This window comes from Sphingobium sp. EM0848 (assembly GCF_013375555.1).
Lineage (GTDB): Bacteria > Pseudomonadota > Alphaproteobacteria > Sphingomonadales > Sphingomonadaceae > Sphingobium.
Genome location: NZ_JABXWB010000001.1, coordinates 267,518 through 286,723, shown reverse-complemented (window position 1 = coordinate 286,723; position 19,206 = coordinate 267,518). Strand labels below are relative to the sequence as shown.

Sequence of the window (19,206 nt, the reverse complement as noted above, 5' to 3'; positions counted from 1 at the left end):
TCGCTCTCCTCTTTTCAGAACTGGACGTTGATTTCGCCGCCAAAGGTGCGCGGCTCATTGTAAATGCCATAGACGCCCAGCGCCGAACTGGTGCTGCGCAGGAAAGCGAACTGGTGATCAAGCAGATTGCGCGCCCAGACGGAGACGCGCAGCTTCGCATCATGGTCGCCCAGGTCGATGTCCGCCAGCGACAGGCGGCCATTGACCAGGAACGTCCGGTCGCTGAGCGTCTTGTCATTGGCGCTGCCATATTGGCGGCTGGCGAAATTGGCGTCGAGATGGGCAACGATCCTTGCATCCCCGCCCGCGACAGGCAGTTCATAGTCGATGGCGCCGCTGGACGAATGTTTGGGCACATAAACCGGATAGACCGCGACCAACGGATTGCCGGTGACAAAGGGATTGGGCGCGGGCGGCAGGCGGACATCCGTATAGGCATAGCTGGCCGAGAGCGTCAGACCCTTGGTCGGCGCGACGGTGAGATCCGCTTCCACGCCCTTGATGCGGCCGTTGCCGTCGGTGTTGGTGGTTTCCAGCGTGCCGCGATTGGCGCCGGGGATCACCGCGTTGAAGTCGATCTGCACATTCTTGTACTGGGTTGTATAGGCGGCCAGGTTCAGCCGGACGGTGTCGGACAGCAGATCCATCTTCGACCCGATCTCGAAGGAGGACACCGATTCCGGGCCGAAGGCGCGATAGGTGAGTGAACGCGAATTGGCGCCGCCCGCCTTGTAGCCGGTACTCCACTTGCCATAGATGTTGATCTTCGGCGTGACGTCGAAGGCCAGCGTGACCAGCGGGTCGAAACGGTCGGCCTTCAGGTCCAGCGGCAGCGGCGCGGTGACGCCGTTCACCGTCGGGGTCGCTCCGTTCACCAGATAGAGATGGCCTTGCTTCTTGTCATGGCTGTAACGGCCGCCCGCAGTCAGGTGGACGCGATCATTCAGCGCCGAAGGGGTCCAGGTGAACTGGCCGAAGGCGGAGAAATTGTCGGTGACGGCCGTGCTGGCGCGATCCGGGAAGGGCGTCGAGGCGACCGGCGAGGACAGCACGGTATAGCCGGTGCCGTCCGCATTGAACTTCAGTGTATTGGGCGCCCAGGCATCGTCGCTGACATGCTCGTGATAATAAAAGAGGCCAGCGACATAGGTGACTTCCGGGAACTCCCCGATCGCCTGCAATTCCTCGCTATATTGATACTGGTCGAAATGCGCGATGCTGTAACGGCTGAAATTGGCATTGGGCGCATAGACCGAAAGCACGGTCGAACCATTATCATATTGGCTCTGGTTAAGGTCGCGATAGGAACTGATCGAACGCAGCTTCAGATTGTCGGCGACATCCCAGTCGAGATTGAGCTGATGGCCCCAGGTCTTGCCGACGCTTTTCTCCATCGGCACGCCGACATTGGCGATCGTGGCACGATCCGGCTGAAGCTTGATGATCGGAGCGAGCGCCAGCGACCCCTTGGAAAAGAGCTGGACATAATAGGGCGTGGTTGCGTCATAGCTCTTGTCGAAGCTGTAGAGCGCGGTGAAGTTGGGCGCCGGCTCCCATTTCACGGCGGCATGGACGCCGCGGCGGTCAAAGCCGTTGAAATCGGGCTGACCCGCCATCGGATTGTCGACCGTGCCGCCGCGCCGCTCGACCAGGCCGTCCAGCTTCACGCTGAAATTGTGGAAGCTGGGCAGATCGAGATGGATGATGCCTTCATAGCCGCCATAATTGCTGATCCCGGCGGTGGCGTTCAGGTGGAATTCGCCGCTCGGCTTGCGGGTGGTGATGCTGACCGCACCACCTTCGGTATTGCGGCCGAAGAGGGTCCCCTGCGGCCCTTTCAGCACTTCGATCTGCTGCACGTCGAACAAGGCGGCCCCCAGACCCTGGGCGCGGCCGAGATAGACGCCATCGACATAGACGCCGACGCCCTGATCACGGGCGGGCTGGTTCGCATCACCCAGCGCACCGACGCCGCGAATGCCCAGCGTCAGCGCCGACTTGCGCGAGAAGAAAGGCGCGATGCGGAGCGAGGGAATGGAGCCGTCGCCCAGATCTTCCAGCGACTGGACATGGCGGTTGGCAAGATCCTGATCGCTCATCACCGCAATGGCGATGGGCGTGTCCTGCAAATTGGTCTGGCGCTTTTCCGCCGTCACCACGATCGCCCCCAACCCTTCGACGTCGACGGCATCGGCCGAAGCAGCAGCCGCCACCGTTGTATCGACTGTATCGGCCCAGGCTGTGGTGGACAGCAGCGCCGCAGACAGCGCACTTCCCGCCAGAGCGGAGGCATAAAATTTCTTCGCAACCGACATTTTCATGGTGATTCCCCTAATGAGTCGGCGGCGAACTAGAACGATTGTATGTCCCTTATGTTACATTTGTCCCGGCCTGATTTTGCTTTCTTCTCACGTCCGGAGCTTGCTATGGTGCGGCGTGGAGAAGACCATGCATGACAAGTCAGCGCCCATGTCAGAGGCGCATAATTCCTCAAAAGACCGCATTATCGACACTGTTCTTCAGCTTTGGGAAGAGGTCGGCAGCACCGGCTTGTCCGTACGAATGCTGAGCCAAACGGCTGCTGTGCCGGTATCTTCAATCTACCATCATTTTGGCTCTCTGGAACAATTGTTTGTCGTAGCGCAGGAGCATGCGTGCGCCTGCGCCACAGCGTGGCGCGACCGGCATCTGCACGATTTGAAGGGGGCGCGGATGGACCGGCAAGCCTTTGGCCCCCTGCTTGCGGCGCTGATCGACGATTGGGCCTATCAGGAAAGGCGGCTGGCCTTTGCCGCCCGCGAAGGGCAGAAACTGGCCTTTCGTTCTCCGCACTTTCAGGCCGCGATGGCGCGCTGGAACACGATCTGGACCGAACTGTGGCACGAAGTCTGCCCGCGCTTCGGGCTGGAGAACAGCGCCATGCTGACCGCGCGGCTGTTCGAGAGCGAAAGCTTCCTGCACATGATCCGCTGGCGTCGGGTGGTGGACCGGGCCGGGCTGGAAGAATTTGCACGCGGCTGGGCGGTGTGGCTGGAAGGCAGGCCGGTGCCCGCAGCGCCCCATCGCGACTTTGCCCGCGCCGAAGCGCTGCGGGAATTTCCGGCGCTGCCTGAACGGGACGACACGGCCAGCCGGATCGCGCAGGCCGCCGCCGCCATCGTTTCGCAACGGGGCACTGCCGCCCTCACCCACCGTGCCGTCGCCGCCGAGGCAGGGCTGACACTGGGCATTGTATCGCACAAATTCCGCACCATCGCAGAGCTGATGGGCGCAGCATTTGAGGCGCTCTATCTCCGCAATGTCTCGATCGAAGAGAAGGGAGGCAGCGACAGTCTCTGGTCGCTGAACGGGGTGGTCGGCGCGCTTGAGCGCAGCGCCAGCAATTTCGGGCCGGAAGAGCTGCTTCTGGCGGTCGCCCGCGACCCGTCGCTGCGCCATTTCGCCGCGCAGTTGCGCTATCTGCGCGGACGGACATCAGGCCCCCAGCTGCAAGCGATTTTCGGACCGTCACGGACCGTCTCACCGCTGGAAGCTGCGCTGTTTTCCGGCTTCCTGTCCGGGCAGTTGAGAACGCACCAGGCCAAGCCAAGCGATCTTTTCCGATCGCATGTCCGGCAGGAACTGGAACAGTTGCTGGGCCTTGTCATGCCGCGCGGCGCTGTTTCACAATAGAGTCATGTGGCCGGATTAGCCGCGCTACCGAATCAGTCGCGTGGGGGGCAGCGGGCAGCCATGGATAATTCCGATCGATGGAGCGCTGGACGCATCGCCGCCTTTTCCCTGCCGGTCATCCTGTTCCAGGCGATCGAACTGGCATGGCGGGCCTGGCTGCCGCAGCATCTGACAGCGACCATCGGCCTGTCGCTTGCCAGCGTGGGCCTGTTGATGGTGGCGATCCGGTGCATGGACGCCATCGCCGATCCGATCATGGGATGGGTGAGCGATCATGTCGACACGCGCTACGGGCGGAGGCGGCCGTGGATGCTGCTGGGCGTGCCACTGGTTTCGGCGGGCGCAGTCTGCCTGTTCTGCGCAGGATCGGGCGCGAGCGTGATGGCCGTCCTGTTGGCCAGCGTTGCGCTCCATCTTGGCTATTCGCTGATCGTTACTCCGCATGGCGGATGGGGGCTGGAAATCAGCCGCGACGTGCATGAGCGCACCCGCCTGATGAGCGCCAAGATCTGGTTCGCGTCCGCCGGGTCGATCGGAATCCTGCTGATCATCGCCCTGCTGGAGCGCGGGTTCTCCGTCAACCGCGCAGGCGTCGCGACGATGCTGGGCATCCTGATCGCGTTGCTCGCGCCGCTGACCGTGCTGCCGGTCACCTCGCTGTTCCGCGAGCGAGAGCAAGTGAAGGCCGCGCCCGCGGTTCCGCTTTTCGCAACCATCCGGGCGATCTTCGGCAATCCGCTGCTGCACAAGCCCCTGGCCCTCTATCTGCTGCTGGGAGTGGCGGACGCGTCGAGCGCCGCCTGCTTCCTCTTCTTCACCGACAATGTGCTGCAGTTGCGCGGCTGGGGCGCGACGATGATGGTGATCCAGCCGGTTGTGGTGCTGATCACCCTGCCGCTGTGGACCAAGGCAAGCCAACATCATGGTCGAGAGCGAATCCTGATGCTGAGCTATGGCTGGCAACTTTTCACGACCCCGCTGGCGCTTCTGTTGCCGGCAAACAACCTCGCCGCCGCAACCGCCTTTCTGTCGGTTCGCAATCTGAGTTGGGGCGTAGATTATGCCCTGCTGCGATCGATGGTCGCCGATGCGGTTGACCGGGACATTGCACAGGGGACGAACCGCGCCGGGCTATATTATGCGCTGTCCAGCATCGTGCTGAAGATCGCGATGGGGCTGGGAGCGGCCTGCGCCGTCTGGCTGATCGCCTCATCACATTTCGACGCGAAGTCGCCGATATTGTCGCAAGAGGCGGCAACCATGATCCGTATCGCTTATTCCGTCCCAAGTTGTGCAGCGGCCCTCGCAGCACTGCTGATATTGCGGAGGCGACCATTGTTGCGCCGGGGCACGAACAGAGATTTCGGGCGGCCATATCCGGACTCTTTTACCTGACTCTTCCTGTCATCGACCCTTTGCAGCCCTTCTTAGACACGACCGGCAGCGAGTCCGCTCGGGACCGGCATCCCCCCTCCCGCGGACGAAGCCGATCCCTCTGGCAATTGCGATCACCTTTTGGGGCTTGCCGCTTGGCGAGTAAGCGGCCATTCGCTTGAATGGGAGCAAATGGTGAGCAATCAGGCCGATCACATCCTGTCGACAGCAATGCGGCTTTGCCTGGACCAAGGGCTGGGAGCATTGACGATGCGGTCAGCGGCGGCAGCGGCCGGCGTCACATCCTCGGCCATCGTCTATCATTTCAAGACGCGGGAACGCCTGCTTGTGGCGCTGCTCGATCATATCGAAAATGTCGTTGCCGACAGCCGAAAGCGTCTGGCCGATGCGTTCGACGAGGAACAATGGGCCTTTGCCGGGCCGGCGGCATGTGTCACGGCGATCATGCGTCGCCTGCTCGATGAGCAGGGCCTCGCCATCATCGCGCTGTCCGAGATTGACCGATTGCTGCGTGGCAGTGATGCCGAGCAGGCCGCTCAAACGATCATGTCCAGAGCCTGGGAGCGCGCCGATCGATTCTGGCAGAGCCTGCCAGTCATTGCGGATGAAGATCGTGAGGGACGCGCCATCTGGGCAGCCACCGCTCAAGGCATGATTCCGCTGGTCATGCTCGACCGGAATCCCGTCACCCGCGACGCCCGCATCGCTCGCATAGTGGCGCGCCTCGCGGATCGGCTGGCCCGGCGCGACGTCGCGTTGCTCCCGCCTTCCAGTCCGCCCGAACCCATTGCGAAGGCGGTCCGCCCAGCAGGCAAGCAGCAGATTGTGGATGCGACCATAAGGCTGAGCGGCAAAAGCGGCATTGAAGCGCTGACCCATCGAAAGATCGCCGCAGAGGCGGGGCTTTCGGTTGCATCGACGACCTATTTCTACCCTGCCAAGGACGACATTGTTGCTGACGCCGCCAATGACGTGCAGACGCGGGCAATGAATGCGGTCGTCGACGGCAGCGTCCCCCCACCCGTCTTCATGTCGCGGATCATGCTGGATAACCGACAACAGGAACGAGCCGAAATGGCGGCGCTGACCGCCTTCATGACGGCCGCGATCCGCATTCCCGAACTGGAGCAACTCGCCACGGCTTTGCGGCGCGTCCGTGGTCTCGACGGGATTCGCTGGCTCGCCGCGCGTGGTTACCGCCAGACCGATCGGCTGGACGGAATCGTCTGGGCCGCTGCTTCGGTATTCCTCGCACAGCAAGCCCTGCTGCAACCGCCGCCCCAGCGCGCCGCCTTTCTGGACAATGTTTCAGATGCTTGGCTGACTCGTCTGTTTGGCTGAGCACCACTGTACATTCGTGCACTAAACCCCTTGACCAAGGGGTAGAACTAGGCATATGCTTAGTACATAACGATATATTCTACGCAAATTGCCAAGAGATCGGCAGATTGGGGCTTCGGGTGACTGTTCATTTGTGCAGTTTGAAGCGCGGCCGTGGGAGAAGGATGAGGATGAAATATAGGAAACAGCAAGGATACTGCGCGCCGGAATAGGCGCCGCCCGAACGCCGGCACCCGTTCCGCAATGGCACCGTCATCGCCGGATCGGCAAGCAGGCCTATCGCGACAAAAGCGCTGGTTCATCGTCCATCGCGACGCCGCCAGTCTGATTTCAACTCAAGGTCCGGCCGAATTGCGGTTCCGGAGCTGCATTTTTGCGTGAAAGTCGACCATGTCCTATCGCCTGATGGCTTCCCTTGCCGCCTCAATGCTCGCGACCTCGACCCTGCCCGCGAGTCCCATGAACGGCGCCACGGCCGCCGCCACCGCACTGGCGCCTTTACCCTCCACAGGCTTCGATGCCGGCCTGTCGAGGACGGAGATCGAAGCGCTGAGCGCCGAGGCCTTTTATTGGGGACTCAACATCGCGGGCTTCTATGAACTGCGTCACGTCTACACGCAGATGGAAGACAGTCCCGTGTTCCACGGCGTCAACCGGCTGCAGGCGAACGATAAGCTGATGGATGCGTCCGCGCGCTATGCGACGACGATCAATGCATCGACGCTCTATTCGGGCGGCGCGTTCGACGTGTCGCGGGAACCCATTGTGATCGAGGCGCCTGCCGTTACGGACAAACGTTATTGGAGCATTCAGGCGCTCGATCAAAACGTCAACTGGTTCCTGATGGTCGGATCGCAATTCACCGGCAATGGCGCGCAGCGCTATCTTGTCGTCGGGCCACACTGGCGAGGCGCCATCCCCGCCGGTTTCCGTTCGACGGAGATTGTACGGGCGACATCCGACAGCTTCATGCTCACGACGCGTGTAGCGGTCACGACACGCGACGAAGCCGACATGGAAGGGGCGCGCAAAGTCGTCCATGGCGTTGCCGCCGCACCGCTCAGCCAATGGCTGGCCAATGGCGGCAAGGTTCCCCCACTGGCGAAGCAACCGGCCGTCAAGGGCAGCTACCGCACCTTCCCCCGGATGCGGCAGATCGTCGATTATGGACGGTCGATGACGGCGACTGACTTCCTGCAATTGCTGAGCTTCGCCATCAACGATCCGGCCATCACCCGGCGCACCGATTCCGTCAAGGAAACCGCGACCCTGGCCCGGCTGGCCCGGCTGGGCCTTCGCGAAGGCGCGCTGCTGGACCCGGCCAGACTTTCGCCTGCTGACATGGCGGCGGCGCAAGCGGGATTCGACATCGCGCGTCGCAAGGCCAAGCAAGCCCTTGAAGCGAGCCTGGTCGATATGAACGGCTGGCGTCTGCAATCGAGCCTGTTTTATGACGATCTGGATTATGTCGCCAAAGCCGGCGCCGATGATGTCGCCTGGGGCACGCCGGTTCCTTATCAGTCCCATAGCATCGCCTATGTCTTTCAGGACAGTCATGGAAAGCCGCTTGACGGCAATCGTCAATATACGCTGACGCTCGATCTCGCCAATCTGCCGCCGGTGACGGAGTTCTGGGAATTGCCTGTCTATGATTCGGCGGGCTATTTCATTCCCAATTCCATCAACCGCTATAGCGCGACGAGCTATTTGCTGGCGAGTGGTGCTTATACCGTGCGCAACAACAAAGTCACCTTCTACCTCCAGCCCGACCGGCCGGCCGATCCGGACAAGGCCCGCAACTGGCTGCCTACCGCGCGCGGCGATACATTCCAGCTGGCGGCACGCTTCTATGGCCCGAAAGCGCCTTTGGTGGACGGCAGCTACCCAATGCCAAGGATCGAACCGGCCCCCTGAGCCACCTGGGACCGTCAAGACAGGATGGAGTGCCGTTCCGCATCCGTCGCAATATTCAAAATGAAAATGAGGGGAGATTGATCAGATGAACTACAGGACAACAAGTGCTGTCGCCGCCCTGGCGGTAGCCATTTTAACCACGCCAGTGATGGCGCAAGAGGCCGCTTCGGCTAGTGCCTCTCCGGATTCCGGGCTGGCGGATATCGTCGTGACTGCCCAGAAGCGGTCGGAATCGCTCCAGAAAACGCCGATCTCGATCGTTGCGATGACAAGCGCCATGCTGGAGAAAAAGGGCATTGTCGATCTGACCGACCTGCGTTCGCAGGTGCCCGCGCTTCAGGTGACCCCGCACCCCAACAGCGCGACCACCGCACGCGTGTTCATTCGCGGCGTCGGCAATAATGACGACCAGATCACGGTCGATCCCAGCGTCGCCATCTATCTGGACGGCATCTACATCGCACGCGGTCAGGGACTGTCGGCCGAAATCGCCGAAGTCGAACGGATCGAGGTGCTGCGTGGTCCGCAGGGTTCGCTCTATGGCCGCAACGCCACGGGCGGGGCGATCAACTATATCACCCGCGCCCCAACACTGGGCGAGTTCCATGCCAAGCAGAGTCTGGCTTACGGAAATTATGACCAGTTCCGCACACGCACCAGCGTCAACGTGCCGGTCGGCGACACGCTCGCCGTCGAGTTCGCCTATCTGCACAGCCAGAAGGACGGCTTCGTCAAGAATCTTGGTACGGGCGTCGACCGTTGGGGCGACCAGCGCCGCGACGGCTATCGCGCCGCCGTGCGCTGGCAGCCGGTGGATGGACTCGACCTGCGCTACAGCTATGACCGCTCGGACATCAAGGATACGCCGCCCTATATCGTTGCGGCGCCCTATTATCCGCGCGTCGTGGACCGCCCGAGCGCGGGCTCGCCTTTTGTGAAGAATCTCGCGCGCAACGATGTCACGTCGCAGGGTCATAATTTCACCGCGAGCTGGGAAGTTTCCGACACGCTCACGGTCAAGTCGTTGACCGGCTACCGCAAGCTTTCGAACAACACCAATCAGAATTACCTGACAGGGGCGGTGGGTCCTTTTCCGATCTTCCTGACCGGCTTCACCCAGCATCAGAAGCAGTGGAGCGAGGAATTGCAGTTGATCGGCTCGGCCTTCGACAGGCAGATCGAATATGTGTTGGGCGCCTATTATTTCGATGAGAAGGCCGACGGCACGGATTTCAGCATCCCTGCGGGGCGTGCGCGGCTCGATCGCGCGGTGACGGTCGATAACCGTGCCTACGCGCTCTATGGTCAGGCGACCTGGCGTCCGCAGTTCCTCGACGGCCTCTATGTCACTGGCGGGCTGCGCTGGTCGCGTGACGAACGGCACGCAACGCTCGATCAGACCAGCACCCCGCTGGTGGGCGCGCCGATCGTGCTGCCGACGGGCCGTGGCAACAACACATTCTCCAATCTGGCCCCCAGTGCAGTCATCGGATATAATTTCACGCCCGATATCAATCTCTATGCCAAATATGCGAAGGGCTACAAGACCGGCGGCTATAATCTGCGCGCCAGCACGGTTCAGCGCTTCGATGCAGGCTTTGGCCCGGAAACACTGGATTCCTTCGAACTGGGCCTGAAATCGACCTGGCTCAACAACCGGCTGCGCTTCAACATTGCGGCGTTCCGTTCGAACTACAAGGATATCCAGACCAATGTTCAGACCGACCCCAACAATGCGGCGGTCACGGATATCTTCAATGCAGGCAAGGCCCGAATTCAGGGTCTTGAACTGGAACTGACCGCAAAGCCCGCAGACAGCCTGACCTTTACGGCCAACTATGCCTATCTGGACGCGAAGTTTCAGAAGATCACCGACCCCGCGACGGGCGCGGACATCACCAACCGATATACTTTCGTGGAAGCACCCAAGCACACGCTGACGACCAGTGTTGAATATGTCTTCCCCGAAACGCCGATCGGCGTGCTGACCGCCAATGTGGACTATTTCATGCAGAGCAAGAAATCGACCGCGACCGGCGATCCGCGATATATTATCGGCGACTATGGTCTGCTCAATGCGCGCCTGACCCTGTCCGATATTCCCGTCGGCTTCGGCAAATGGCGACTGTCGGCGTTCGGGAAAAACCTGACGGACAAGGAATATTATGTCGCTCACTTCAACACCGGACTTCCCGGCGCGATCTTTGGCGAACCGCGAACCTATGGGCTTGAGCTGGTCTTCGAATATTGAGCCAGTCCTGATCGACCAGGACATTCCACTTGCGGGCGCGCACCCTATCCCGCGCGCTTTTGCAGCCATGTCCCTGGGAGCATCATGCTCCCGGGGACCTTCGCGAAGACGATGGCACATATTTTTGGTGAACCCGAAACCCATCCGTTCGCCTTTCAGGCAGCGTGTCGAGCGCCCGGAACTGTTGAAGCACCACCATAGGAAGTACGCCCAATGTCCGTTGAACACAGATTGATCTACGTGATCGATGAAATCGTCGCAAAACCCGGCAAGGGCAAGATATTCTGCGATGCCTATATGGCGCGTTATGTTCCCGGCGCACAGGAACGCGGCATGACGCTCGTTCATCAGCTCGTTGAGCCGGCCATGTGGCTGCCCGAAGGCACCAACCGCCTCTTCTTCATCTGGGCGCAGTCGGATCTGGGCGCGGTGTGGGGCGCCAAACAACGCGCGCGGCTTGATCCCGATGTCGAACACTGGTGGCAGGAAGAGGCGCCTGCGTTCATCGAGACCCGACAGCGATATACGCTGGCCGAGGCCGCCGCGCTGACGGAGTTCGACAATGTATAATCTTCTCAAGGTGATCGGTGTCGCCAATGGCCATCAGAACGGGTTCGGCGCAACGCTCGCCGAGCTATCCCGGTGCTTGCCCGGCGCGATCCGCTGTCTTGCCGCGCCAACTCTGCCTGGGACTTATAATGGGGGCGATTTCATCTGGCGCGTCAGTTTTGCCGACGATGTTGCTGCCAATGCAGCAATGGCAAGCGAGCCTGGCGCTGCAATCCGGGAACTGACCGCGAACAATGCGATGGTGATATCGCTCGACGAGGCGGAGTTCGAAACCGGCCATGCGGGCGGCTGTCAGGATGCGGCCGGAGGACTTTATCGGATTGCGATGTTCTGCGCGAACCGCGACCCGACACCGGAGCGACTGGCCGCTTTCACGCGGGACACGCTGGTCATGCCCGCCCATGTTCGCACCATCCTCCGCTGGGAATTGTCGCAGGCGGCCACGGCTTCGGGGGCAATGCCCTGGACCCATCTATGGGAACAGGAATATGCCGATCGCGCGGGACTGGAGGGCGCCTATATGCTCCATCCCGTCCACTGGGCGCATGTCGAACGGTGGTTCGACACCGAATATCCCGATTATCTGGTCGCTCCACGACTGGTGCATAGCTTCTGTGCGACCGACCAGGCGATATTGAATCAGGAGGCCAGGCAATGAACGACGAATGGAATGGCGGCGTGGCCGTTGTGACAGGAGCCGGCAGCGGAATCGGAGAAGGCATTGCGCGCGCGGCAGCATCACGCGGCATGAAGGTCGTGATTGCCGATATTGCTGTCGACCGCGCGGAAGCTGTGGCAAGGTCCATTCGCGCAGCGGGTGGCTCCGCCCTGGCCGTGGCGACCGATGTTTCGGACGCAACCGCACTCGATCGGCTGGCGGATCGGGCTTATGACGCCTTTGGTCATGTGACCCTCCTTGTCAACAATGCCGGTATCGAAATGCTCGGTCATGTCTGGAACATTCCCGCCGAGACGTGGAACAAGACGATTGCGATCAACGTCCTGGGCGTCATCCAGTCGGTGCGCGCCTTCGCGCCGCGCATGATCTCGGCAGGTAAGCGCGGATGGATCGCCAATGTCGGATCAATCGGATCATTGGGCATGATGCCGATCCAGACACCCTATATGGTGAGCAAGCATGCGATACTGTCCTTCAGCGAGTGCCTTGCGCTTGAAATGGAGATGATCGGGGCGCCGATCTCCATTTCCTGTGTCCTGCCGGGTCCCGTCGCCACCCGCATCTTCGACGATGCGGTCGAGGGCGATGAAGGCAAGGCTTCGGGCAAGCATCGCGCGATCATGGCGGATATGCTACGAACGCACGGGCTGACGCCGGATGAGGCCGCCGAAATCATTCTCGATGGCATCGCCGCTGGACAATTCTGGGTGCCAACGCATCCTGAACTGACGGAAGCGATGGCCAGGACCCGTGCGGAATATCTGATCGGCGATCATCGCCCCCACCTGACCGAGGATAGCCGGACATTGCTATAGCTCCCCGCCTTCACGCTACGATCGGATGCAGACGTTCGACGCCGTGGGAGGAGAAGAGCGCAAAACAGAGCGCCGATAATCCGCCATTTAGGGAATCGCTGAAGGCCACGAACGGTCAACGCTAATTTGGAGACTGATGGAATGACAATGCGGGCAATCATCCTGAACCGCTTTGGTGGAACCGAAGTGCTGCAACCAGCCGAGATCGAACGGCCACGCGCCGCGCCCGGAGGCGTGGTCGTTCAGGTTGCGTTCGCGGGCGTCAACCCTGCCGACTGGAAGGCACGGGAGGGCTGGCTTGCGCCTTTCTTCGATTACCATTTCCCCTTTGTCCTTGGCTTCGATGCGGCTGGCATCGTGGCCGAAATCGGAGACGGCGTGAACGGCCTCGCCGTCGGGGATCGCGTCGTCACGGCATCCAATCAGGGGCGCGGTGAGCGCGGCTCCTATGCCGAATATGTCGCGTCCGATCAGGAGCGGGTCGTCAAGCTGCCGGATCATGTATCGCTGCGGGATGCGGCCACCTTGCCCACGGCAGGCATGACCGCTTGGGAGGCCGTCTTCGATGTCGGCGGCGCGGCCCCCGGTCAAAAAGTCCTTATCAATGGCGGAGCTGGCGGAACCGGCAGCTATGCGATCCAACTCGCCCGCATGGCCGGTGCCGAGGTAGCGGCGACCTGCGGTCCGCAAAACCTCGATTATGTCCGCGCTCTCGGCGCCGATCTCGCCATCGACTATCGCAAGGGCGCTGTGCTGGATGCAGTCCGCGCCTGGGCCCCCGACGGTGTGGATCTGATTATCGATACGGTTGGCCAGGGCAGCCTGCTCCAGTCCATCGAGATGGTGAAGCGCGGAGGGCTGGTGGTCCAGATCTCGACACTGATCGCGGATGAACCCATGCCCGACATGACGCAGGCAGAGGCGCTGGGGGTCAGGGTGACGGTGGCTTCATCGACATTTCCCAATCAGCCGCGCCAGCTGAACGGGTTGGTGGACGCCTTGGCCACGGGTCGTATCCGGGCGCCGGAAATCCATGTCATGCCGCTCCATGCCGCAGCCGAAGCCCAGCAACGCGTGGCGGCCGGCCATGTCCGGGGCAAGATCCTGCTCGATGTTCGCGGTGATGGCGGCTTCTGAACGGCGACTCATGCCCGTGGGATGATCGCCCTTGCCCCAAGCTATAGCTCCGCCATCGACCTCCAGTCCGGCATTTCATACTGATTGACCATACTATCAGTTCAGTATAATCGCGAAGCCGGGATACAAGGGAAGAAATAGCGATGGCGGAAGCGTTATTCGGATCGATCGACCAGATTGGCTTTGTGGTCGACGACCTCGACCAATCGATAGCCTGCCGGATGCGGCAGATCGGCCTCGGCCCCTGGACCGTCTTTCGCGGCGTGACGCTCGACGGGCGATTCCGGGGCCAGCTGACGCGCGTCGTGATAGATGTCGCGCTCGCCTATCAGGGCGATGTCCAGATCGAGTTGATCCAGCCGATTGGGAATGCCGCCTCCCCCTATCGCGACGAAAGCGGCGCGCCGTTGTGCGGGATGCATCATATAGCGTGGATCGTCGACAACCTTGATGCCGCGGTCGCGGAAGCGACCGCGCGCGGGCTGTCGGTCCTGTTCGAGGCCTCCAACCCATCAACCCGCGTCGCCTATCTCGAAACCAAGGACGATCCGGGCGTTCTGTACGAGTTCATTGAAGGCGCCGGAATGCGCGAGATGGTCGCCGCTGGCATCGCAGCGGCGCGCGGCTGGGACGGCAGCAATCCGGTGACGACGATCGAGACAGGGGAGTGATGGGATGACGAACGGACGGCTCACCGGAAAATCAGCGCTGGTGCTGGGTGTCGCCCCCGGCAATGTCGGCGAGGCAATCGCGCGGCGCTACATCGAACAGGGTGCGCGCGTCACCATTTCGGGCCGCCGCGCAGACGCCGTCGCCGATGTGGCGGCGCAGATCGGCGCCGACTGGCAGGCATGCGACATCACAGTCGAGGGCGCGCCCGAGCGGCTTGTCACGGAGACAGCGGCGCGCCAGGGTGGGCTCGACATCGGGATCAACGCGACTGGCTGGGGGCTGATCAAGCCCTTTCTCGACATGACCCGCGCCGACCTCGACGCGATGAACGCGGTCCAGTTCACCGGCCCCTTCCGCTTCTTTCAGGCGCTTGTCGCCGCTATGCCGCAGGGCGGGTCGATCATCCAGATTTCCTCCGTCACGGCGACGATCATGTTCGACAATCACGCCGCCTATATGGGCACCAAGGCAGGGATCGATCATGTCATCCGCTGTATCGCGCATGAATTCGGCCATCAGGGCATCCGCGCCAATTCGATCGCGCCGGGGGGCATCATCGACGCGCCGATGTCGGGCGGCGGATTGATGCTGGACAATGTCGCCGCGCTCTATCGGCGCGAGGTGCCGCTGGGCCGCAGCACAGAATGCGCCGATGTCGCCGACGCGGCGCTGTGGCTCGCGAGCGAAGAATCCGCTTTCGTCACCGGCCAGACCATCCATGTCAGCGGCGGTCAGACGCTGCGCCGCAACCCCTCGATCGGCGAGGTTTACGCAGCCTACGGCGCGGCGGGCTGATCGATGGAAGGTGACGGCCTCCGCTACAAGATCATTCTCATTCCCTAATCGCGGCGGATGTAATAGGGGCCGGGCATGAACAGCGCCAAACCTTCCCGCTCCAAAGGGCTGCGCGTCGGCGGGCGGAATGGATTTCAGCAGCAGCGCAAGGAACAGACGCGCGCGGCAATCCTGGCGGGTGCGGCCACTGTATTTTCCACCACTCCCTATGTGTTCGCGACGATCGACGAACTGATCGCCGCAGCCGGGGTCAGCCGGGCCACCTTCTACACCCATTTCGATTCGAAGCTGGCGCTTGCGCTCGCCATCTATGGTTCGATCGAGGCCGACTGGCAGGAGCTTTTCCGCGAGCTCACGAACATGGCCCGGCCCAGCCAACCCGTGCTCGAAGACTGGCTTCGCCGGCTGGCGCAGATTTATATCGAGCATGGTTACATCACCTCGCTCGTCATCCAGCTGGCGACCTTCGAACCCAATTTCAGGCAGCGGCTGCGGAGCGACGGCGACCGCTTGATAGACATGCTGGGCAGCGCGGGCGTCGGTGGATTTCGCGCCGCTCTGTCGGGAGATGCGGAGCGCATCCGCGCGCGCCTGATCCTGACCCGGCTCGACCAGATCTGTTCAGACCTTGCCGCAGGCAGCATCATGTCCCTTGCCGAACAATCGCTCTATGTCACGGCAGGAGCCGACGAATTGCGATGCTTCATGGAAATGCACGAATAGCCGAGCTTCAGGACACGCCTGTGGCGCAGCGGCTTCACCCTGCGGGGCTGGCAGCTTTTCTGCGTTCCACCATCGCCTCCCGCCCATAGCGGGCGTAGAGAGTGGGCAGGACGAAAAGGGTCAGCAACGTCGCCGAGACAAGGCCGCCAATCACCACGGTCGCAAGCGGCTTCTGCACCTCCGCGCCCGCTCCGGTTCCCAATGCCATGGGGACGAAGCCAAGACTCGCGACCAGCGCGGTCATCACCACCGGGCGAAGGCGCTGAAGAGCGCCTGCCCTTGCCGCTTGCGCCCGGTCCATGCCCGTTCGCATGAGGTCCTGAACCGAGGACACCATCACCAGCCCGTTCAGCACCGCGATCCCGGACAGAGCGATGAACCCGACCGCTGCGGAGATCGAAAAGTCCATGCCCCGCAGCAGCAGCGCAAGGACGCCGCCCACCAGAGCCAGGGGAACGCCGGTGAACACGATCGCCGCGTCACGAACCGATCCCAGCGCTCCATAGAGGAGCAGCATGATCAGCGCGAAACAGGCCGGAATGACGAGTTGCAGTCGTTCGCGGGCCGAAGCCAGATTTTCAAACTGGCCGCCCCATTCCAGATAGCTGCCCGAGGGAAGACGAACGTCACGGGCGATCGCATTCCGGGCGTCTTCGACCACAGTGCCGACGTCGCGGCCACGGACATTCGCCTGAACGACCACGCGGCGCTTACCGTTCTCGCGGCTGATCTGGTTGGGGCCATCAACGATCCGGATGTCCGCGACGCTGGCAAGCGGCACGAACTGCCCGCCCGGCGTTGGAAGCTGAACCTGACTGAGCAGCGACATGTCCGCCCGCTGCGCATCGGACAGCCGAATGACCACGGGAAAGCGACGGTCGCCTTCGTAGATCATGCCGGCCTTGCGGCCGCCGATGGTCGCGGTGACGATATCCTGAACATCCTGCGCGGTGACCCCAAGGCGCGCCATGGCATCACGATTGACCCGAATGTCGAGTATGGGAAGGCCGGTCGTCTGCTCGACCTTGACGTCCACGGCTCCCTTGGTGCGCCGAAGCACACCGGCGATCTTCTCGGCCGTGGCATTCATGGCGTTGAAGTCGTCGCCAAACACCTTGACGGCGATGTCGCCCCGCACGCCCGCGATCAACTCATTGAAGCGCATCTGGATCGGCTGGGTGATTTCATAGGCATTGCCCGGAAATTTCTGGAGCTGGCCTTCCATTCGCTTGATCAGATCGTCCTTGGTGAGGCTCGGATCGGGCCAGTCCTTTCGATCCTTGAGGATCACGAACATGTCGGTGGCATTGGGCGGCATGGGATCGGATGCCAGTTCCGCCGTGCCGGTCTTCGAAAAGACGAACTTCACTTCGGGCTGCCTTGCCATCATCTGCTCGATCGGCACCTGCATGGCCTGGCTCTGTTGCACCGACGTCGCGGGAATGCGCAGGGCCTGAATGAGAATGTCGCCTTCATCAAGTTGGGGCAGGAACACCTGACCCAAAGCCATGAAAGCAAGGGCCGCCACGCCAAAAGCGCCGACGCCCGCACCGATGGTAATCGATGGGCGCGCCATCGCCCGATCAAGACCGGGTTCGTAGCGGGTCTTGAGCCAGTTCATGATCCGCCCTTCCTTCTCCTCGATCCGCTTCGAGAGCCAAAGGGCGATGGCTGCCGGGACGAAGGTGAGCGAGAGGACAAAAGCGCAGACGAGCGCGATGATGACGGTAAGCGCCATGGGTACGAATGTCTTGCCCTCGACGCCCGTCAGCGTCAGCAGCGGGACATAGACGAGGATGATGATGGCCTGACCATAGACCGACGGCTTGATCATCTCGCGCGCCGCCGCCGTCACGGCATGGAGACGCTCCTGCGCCGTCAGCAGGCGGCCTTGATGATGCTGCCGTTCCGCCATGCGCCGCAGTGCATTTTCCACGATGATGACTGCGCCATCGACGATCAGGCCGAAGTCCAGCGCGCCAAGGCTCATGAGATTTGCCGACACCCCGACACGCAGCATGCCGAAGCTGGTGAGCATCATCGTGATCGGAATGATCGCAGCCGCGATCAGCGCCGCGCGGAAATTCCCCAGCAGGGCGAACAGCACGATGATGACAAGCAGTGCGCCTTCGCCAAGATTCTTCGCTACCGTCCTGATGGTCGAATTCACCAGCGCCGTGCGATCAAGGACGGGCTGGACGATGACGTCGGGCGGTAGAGAGGCGTTGATCTCCTCAAGCCGCCGGGCGACCGCCGTCGCCACCGTCCGGCTGTTTTCGCCGATCCGCATGACGGCGGTGCCGACGACGACCTCCGTGCCATTTTCCGAAGCCGACCCCATGCGAACGGCCTGGCCCGTGCGGACCGTCGCAACCTGCCCCAGCGTGATCGGCACGCCCTGACGGGTGGCGACAACGATCCGGGACAGCTCATCGGCGTTGCGCACGAGCGCGTCGGCGCGAACCGCAAGCCCCTCGCCATTACGATTGACGAAGCCACCGCCGACACTGCTATTGTTGCGTTCGAGTGCGGTGCCAAGATCGCTCAGCGATATGCCCATGGAAGCCAGGCGCTGCACATCCGGCACGACCAGATATTGCTTGGCGTAACCGCCGATCGAATCGACGCCCGCCAGACCGGGGGTGTTCTTGAGCAGCGGCGCGACGATCCAGTCCTGTGCCGTGCGCAGATAGGTCGCCTTGTCCGCGTCATTGGTCAGCCGTTCGCCCTCGGGGGTGATATAGCTGCCGTCAGGCTGCATCCCCGGTTCGCCGGGCAGATGCCTGTCATCCTTGCGATGTTCGAGGCGAACGGTCCACATGGCGACTTCGCCCAGTCCCGTTGCGATCGGACCCATTTCCGGGCTCACGCCATCGGGAAGGTTGTCCGCGACGCTGGTCAGGCGTTCGCCGACCTGCTGGCGGGCGAAGAAGATATCGGTCGCATCAGAGAAAACGGCGGTGACCTGGGCAAAGCCGTTGCGGCTGAGCGACCGGGTATATTCAAGGCCCGGAACGCCGGCGAGCGCGGTTTCGATCGGGAAGGCGACCTGTTTTTCCACCAGTTCGGGCGAGAGCGCAGGCGCGCGGATATTGATCTGCACCTGATTGTTGGTGATGTCCGGCACAGCATCGATCGGCAGCCGGTACAGGGCCACGGCACCGATCACGGCGGCGATGGCGGTCAGCAGCAGGACGAGCCAGCGCTTGTGAACCGCCCAGTTGACGACAGGGGCGATCATC

At 62.1% G+C, this 19,206-nt stretch carries 14 protein-coding genes; 12 read left to right on the top strand and 2 right to left on the bottom strand.

The window, feature by feature from the left end; translation table 11 throughout:
• Positions 1-14: 14 nt before the first annotated feature.
• Positions 15-2,321 (bottom strand): TonB-dependent receptor, encoded by a 2,307-nt coding sequence (locus HUK73_RS01340; protein WP_255326160.1) that lies wholly within the window; start codon positions 2,319-2,321, stop codon positions 15-17.
• A gap of 127 nt (positions 2,322-2,448) precedes the next feature.
• Here HUK73_RS01340 and HUK73_RS01335 point away from each other — a divergent pair, with 127 nt between their 5' ends.
• The 12 genes from HUK73_RS01335 (at position 2,449) to HUK73_RS01280 (ending at position 15,964) form a co-directional block, all read left to right on the top strand.
• Complete coding sequence (locus HUK73_RS01335; protein WP_255326159.1) at positions 2,449-3,672, top strand: TetR family transcriptional regulator; 1,224 nt, start codon at positions 2,449-2,451, stop codon at positions 3,670-3,672.
• Positions 3,673-3,732: 60 nt separating this feature from the next.
• Entirely contained in the window at positions 3,733-5,067 is a 1,335-nt protein-coding gene (locus HUK73_RS01330; RefSeq protein ID WP_176590288.1) for an MFS transporter, read from the top strand.
• A 171-nt stretch (positions 5,068-5,238) separates the two neighbouring features.
• Complete coding sequence (locus tag HUK73_RS01325) at positions 5,239-6,408, top strand: TetR/AcrR family transcriptional regulator (RefSeq protein WP_176590287.1); 1,170 nt, start codon at positions 5,239-5,241, stop codon at positions 6,406-6,408.
• Between the two features lie 390 nt (positions 6,409-6,798).
• Positions 6,799-8,322 carry a DUF1254 domain-containing protein gene (locus HUK73_RS01320; protein ID WP_176590286.1) on the top strand — a complete coding sequence of 508 codons (1,524 nt, stop codon included), beginning with the start codon at positions 6,799-6,801 and terminating at the stop codon, positions 8,320-8,322.
• Positions 8,323-8,407: 85 nt separating this feature from the next.
• Complete coding sequence (locus HUK73_RS01315) at positions 8,408-10,573, top strand: TonB-dependent receptor (protein ID WP_255326158.1); 2,166 nt, start codon at positions 8,408-8,410, stop codon at positions 10,571-10,573.
• Positions 10,574-10,786: 213 nt separating this feature from the next.
• The gene (locus HUK73_RS01310; protein WP_255326157.1) at positions 10,787-11,143 is read left to right on the top strand and encodes a hypothetical protein; all 357 of its coding nucleotides are present in this window, start codon (positions 10,787-10,789) and stop codon (positions 11,141-11,143) included.
• On the top strand, positions 11,136-11,801 hold the full coding sequence (locus HUK73_RS01305) for a Dabb family protein (RefSeq protein ID WP_176590285.1): 666 nt from the start codon (positions 11,136-11,138) through the stop codon (positions 11,799-11,801). The genes HUK73_RS01310 and HUK73_RS01305 overlap by 8 nt, the downstream gene beginning before the upstream one ends.
• Positions 11,798-12,637 (top strand): SDR family oxidoreductase, encoded by an 840-nt coding sequence (locus HUK73_RS01300; protein ID WP_176590284.1) that lies wholly within the window; start codon positions 11,798-11,800, stop codon positions 12,635-12,637. Before HUK73_RS01305 ends, HUK73_RS01300 begins: the two co-directional genes overlap by 4 nt.
• A 147-nt stretch (positions 12,638-12,784) precedes the next feature.
• On the top strand, positions 12,785-13,774 hold the full coding sequence (locus HUK73_RS01295) for an NADP-dependent oxidoreductase (RefSeq protein ID WP_176590283.1): 990 nt from the start codon (positions 12,785-12,787) through the stop codon (positions 13,772-13,774).
• 143 nt (positions 13,775-13,917) lie between these two features.
• Positions 13,918-14,445, top strand: a complete 528-nt coding sequence (locus tag HUK73_RS01290; protein WP_176590282.1) for a VOC family protein — start codon at positions 13,918-13,920, stop codon at positions 14,443-14,445.
• Positions 14,446-14,449: 4 nt separating this feature from the next.
• Complete coding sequence (locus HUK73_RS01285; RefSeq protein WP_176590281.1) at positions 14,450-15,241, top strand: SDR family oxidoreductase; 792 nt, start codon at positions 14,450-14,452, stop codon at positions 15,239-15,241.
• Between the two features lie 75 nt (positions 15,242-15,316).
• Entirely contained in the window at positions 15,317-15,964 is a 648-nt protein-coding gene (locus HUK73_RS01280; RefSeq protein ID WP_176590280.1) for a TetR/AcrR family transcriptional regulator, read from the top strand.
• 34 nt (positions 15,965-15,998) lie between these two features.
• On the opposite strand, the gene HUK73_RS01275 is transcribed toward HUK73_RS01280, so the two are convergent.
• Positions 15,999-19,205 (bottom strand): efflux RND transporter permease subunit, encoded by a 3,207-nt coding sequence (locus HUK73_RS01275; protein WP_176590279.1) that lies wholly within the window; start codon positions 19,203-19,205, stop codon positions 15,999-16,001.
• Between the last annotated feature and the right edge of the window lies 1 nt (position 19,206).

Excerpts from the sequence above, each read along its gene's own strand:
- HUK73_RS01340 (WP_255326160.1), bottom strand. The coding sequence starts at position 2,321 with ATGAAAATGTCGGTTGCGAAGAAATTTTATGCCTCCGCTCTGGCGGGA.
- HUK73_RS01335 (WP_255326159.1), top strand. The coding sequence starts at position 2,449 with ATGCATGACAAGTCAGCGCCCATGTCAGAGGCGCATAATTCCTCAAAA.
- HUK73_RS01330 (WP_176590288.1), top strand. The coding sequence starts at position 3,733 with ATGGATAATTCCGATCGATGGAGCGCTGGACGCATCGCCGCCTTTTCC.
- HUK73_RS01325 (WP_176590287.1), top strand. The coding sequence starts at position 5,239 with ATGGTGAGCAATCAGGCCGATCACATCCTGTCGACAGCAATGCGGCTT.
- HUK73_RS01320 (WP_176590286.1), top strand. The coding sequence starts at position 6,799 with ATGTCCTATCGCCTGATGGCTTCCCTTGCCGCCTCAATGCTCGCGACC.
- HUK73_RS01315 (WP_255326158.1), top strand. The coding sequence starts at position 8,408 with ATGAACTACAGGACAACAAGTGCTGTCGCCGCCCTGGCGGTAGCCATT.
- HUK73_RS01310 (WP_255326157.1), top strand. The coding sequence starts at position 10,787 with ATGTCCGTTGAACACAGATTGATCTACGTGATCGATGAAATCGTCGCA.
- HUK73_RS01305 (WP_176590285.1), top strand. The coding sequence starts at position 11,136 with ATGTATAATCTTCTCAAGGTGATCGGTGTCGCCAATGGCCATCAGAAC.
- HUK73_RS01300 (WP_176590284.1), top strand. The coding sequence starts at position 11,798 with ATGAACGACGAATGGAATGGCGGCGTGGCCGTTGTGACAGGAGCCGGC.
- HUK73_RS01295 (WP_176590283.1), top strand. The coding sequence starts at position 12,785 with ATGCGGGCAATCATCCTGAACCGCTTTGGTGGAACCGAAGTGCTGCAA.
- HUK73_RS01290 (WP_176590282.1), top strand. The coding sequence starts at position 13,918 with ATGGCGGAAGCGTTATTCGGATCGATCGACCAGATTGGCTTTGTGGTC.
- HUK73_RS01285 (WP_176590281.1), top strand. The coding sequence starts at position 14,450 with ATGACGAACGGACGGCTCACCGGAAAATCAGCGCTGGTGCTGGGTGTC.
- HUK73_RS01280 (WP_176590280.1), top strand. The coding sequence starts at position 15,317 with ATGAACAGCGCCAAACCTTCCCGCTCCAAAGGGCTGCGCGTCGGCGGG.
- HUK73_RS01275 (WP_176590279.1), bottom strand. The coding sequence starts at position 19,205 with ATGATCGCCCCTGTCGTCAACTGGGCGGTTCACAAGCGCTGGCTCGTC.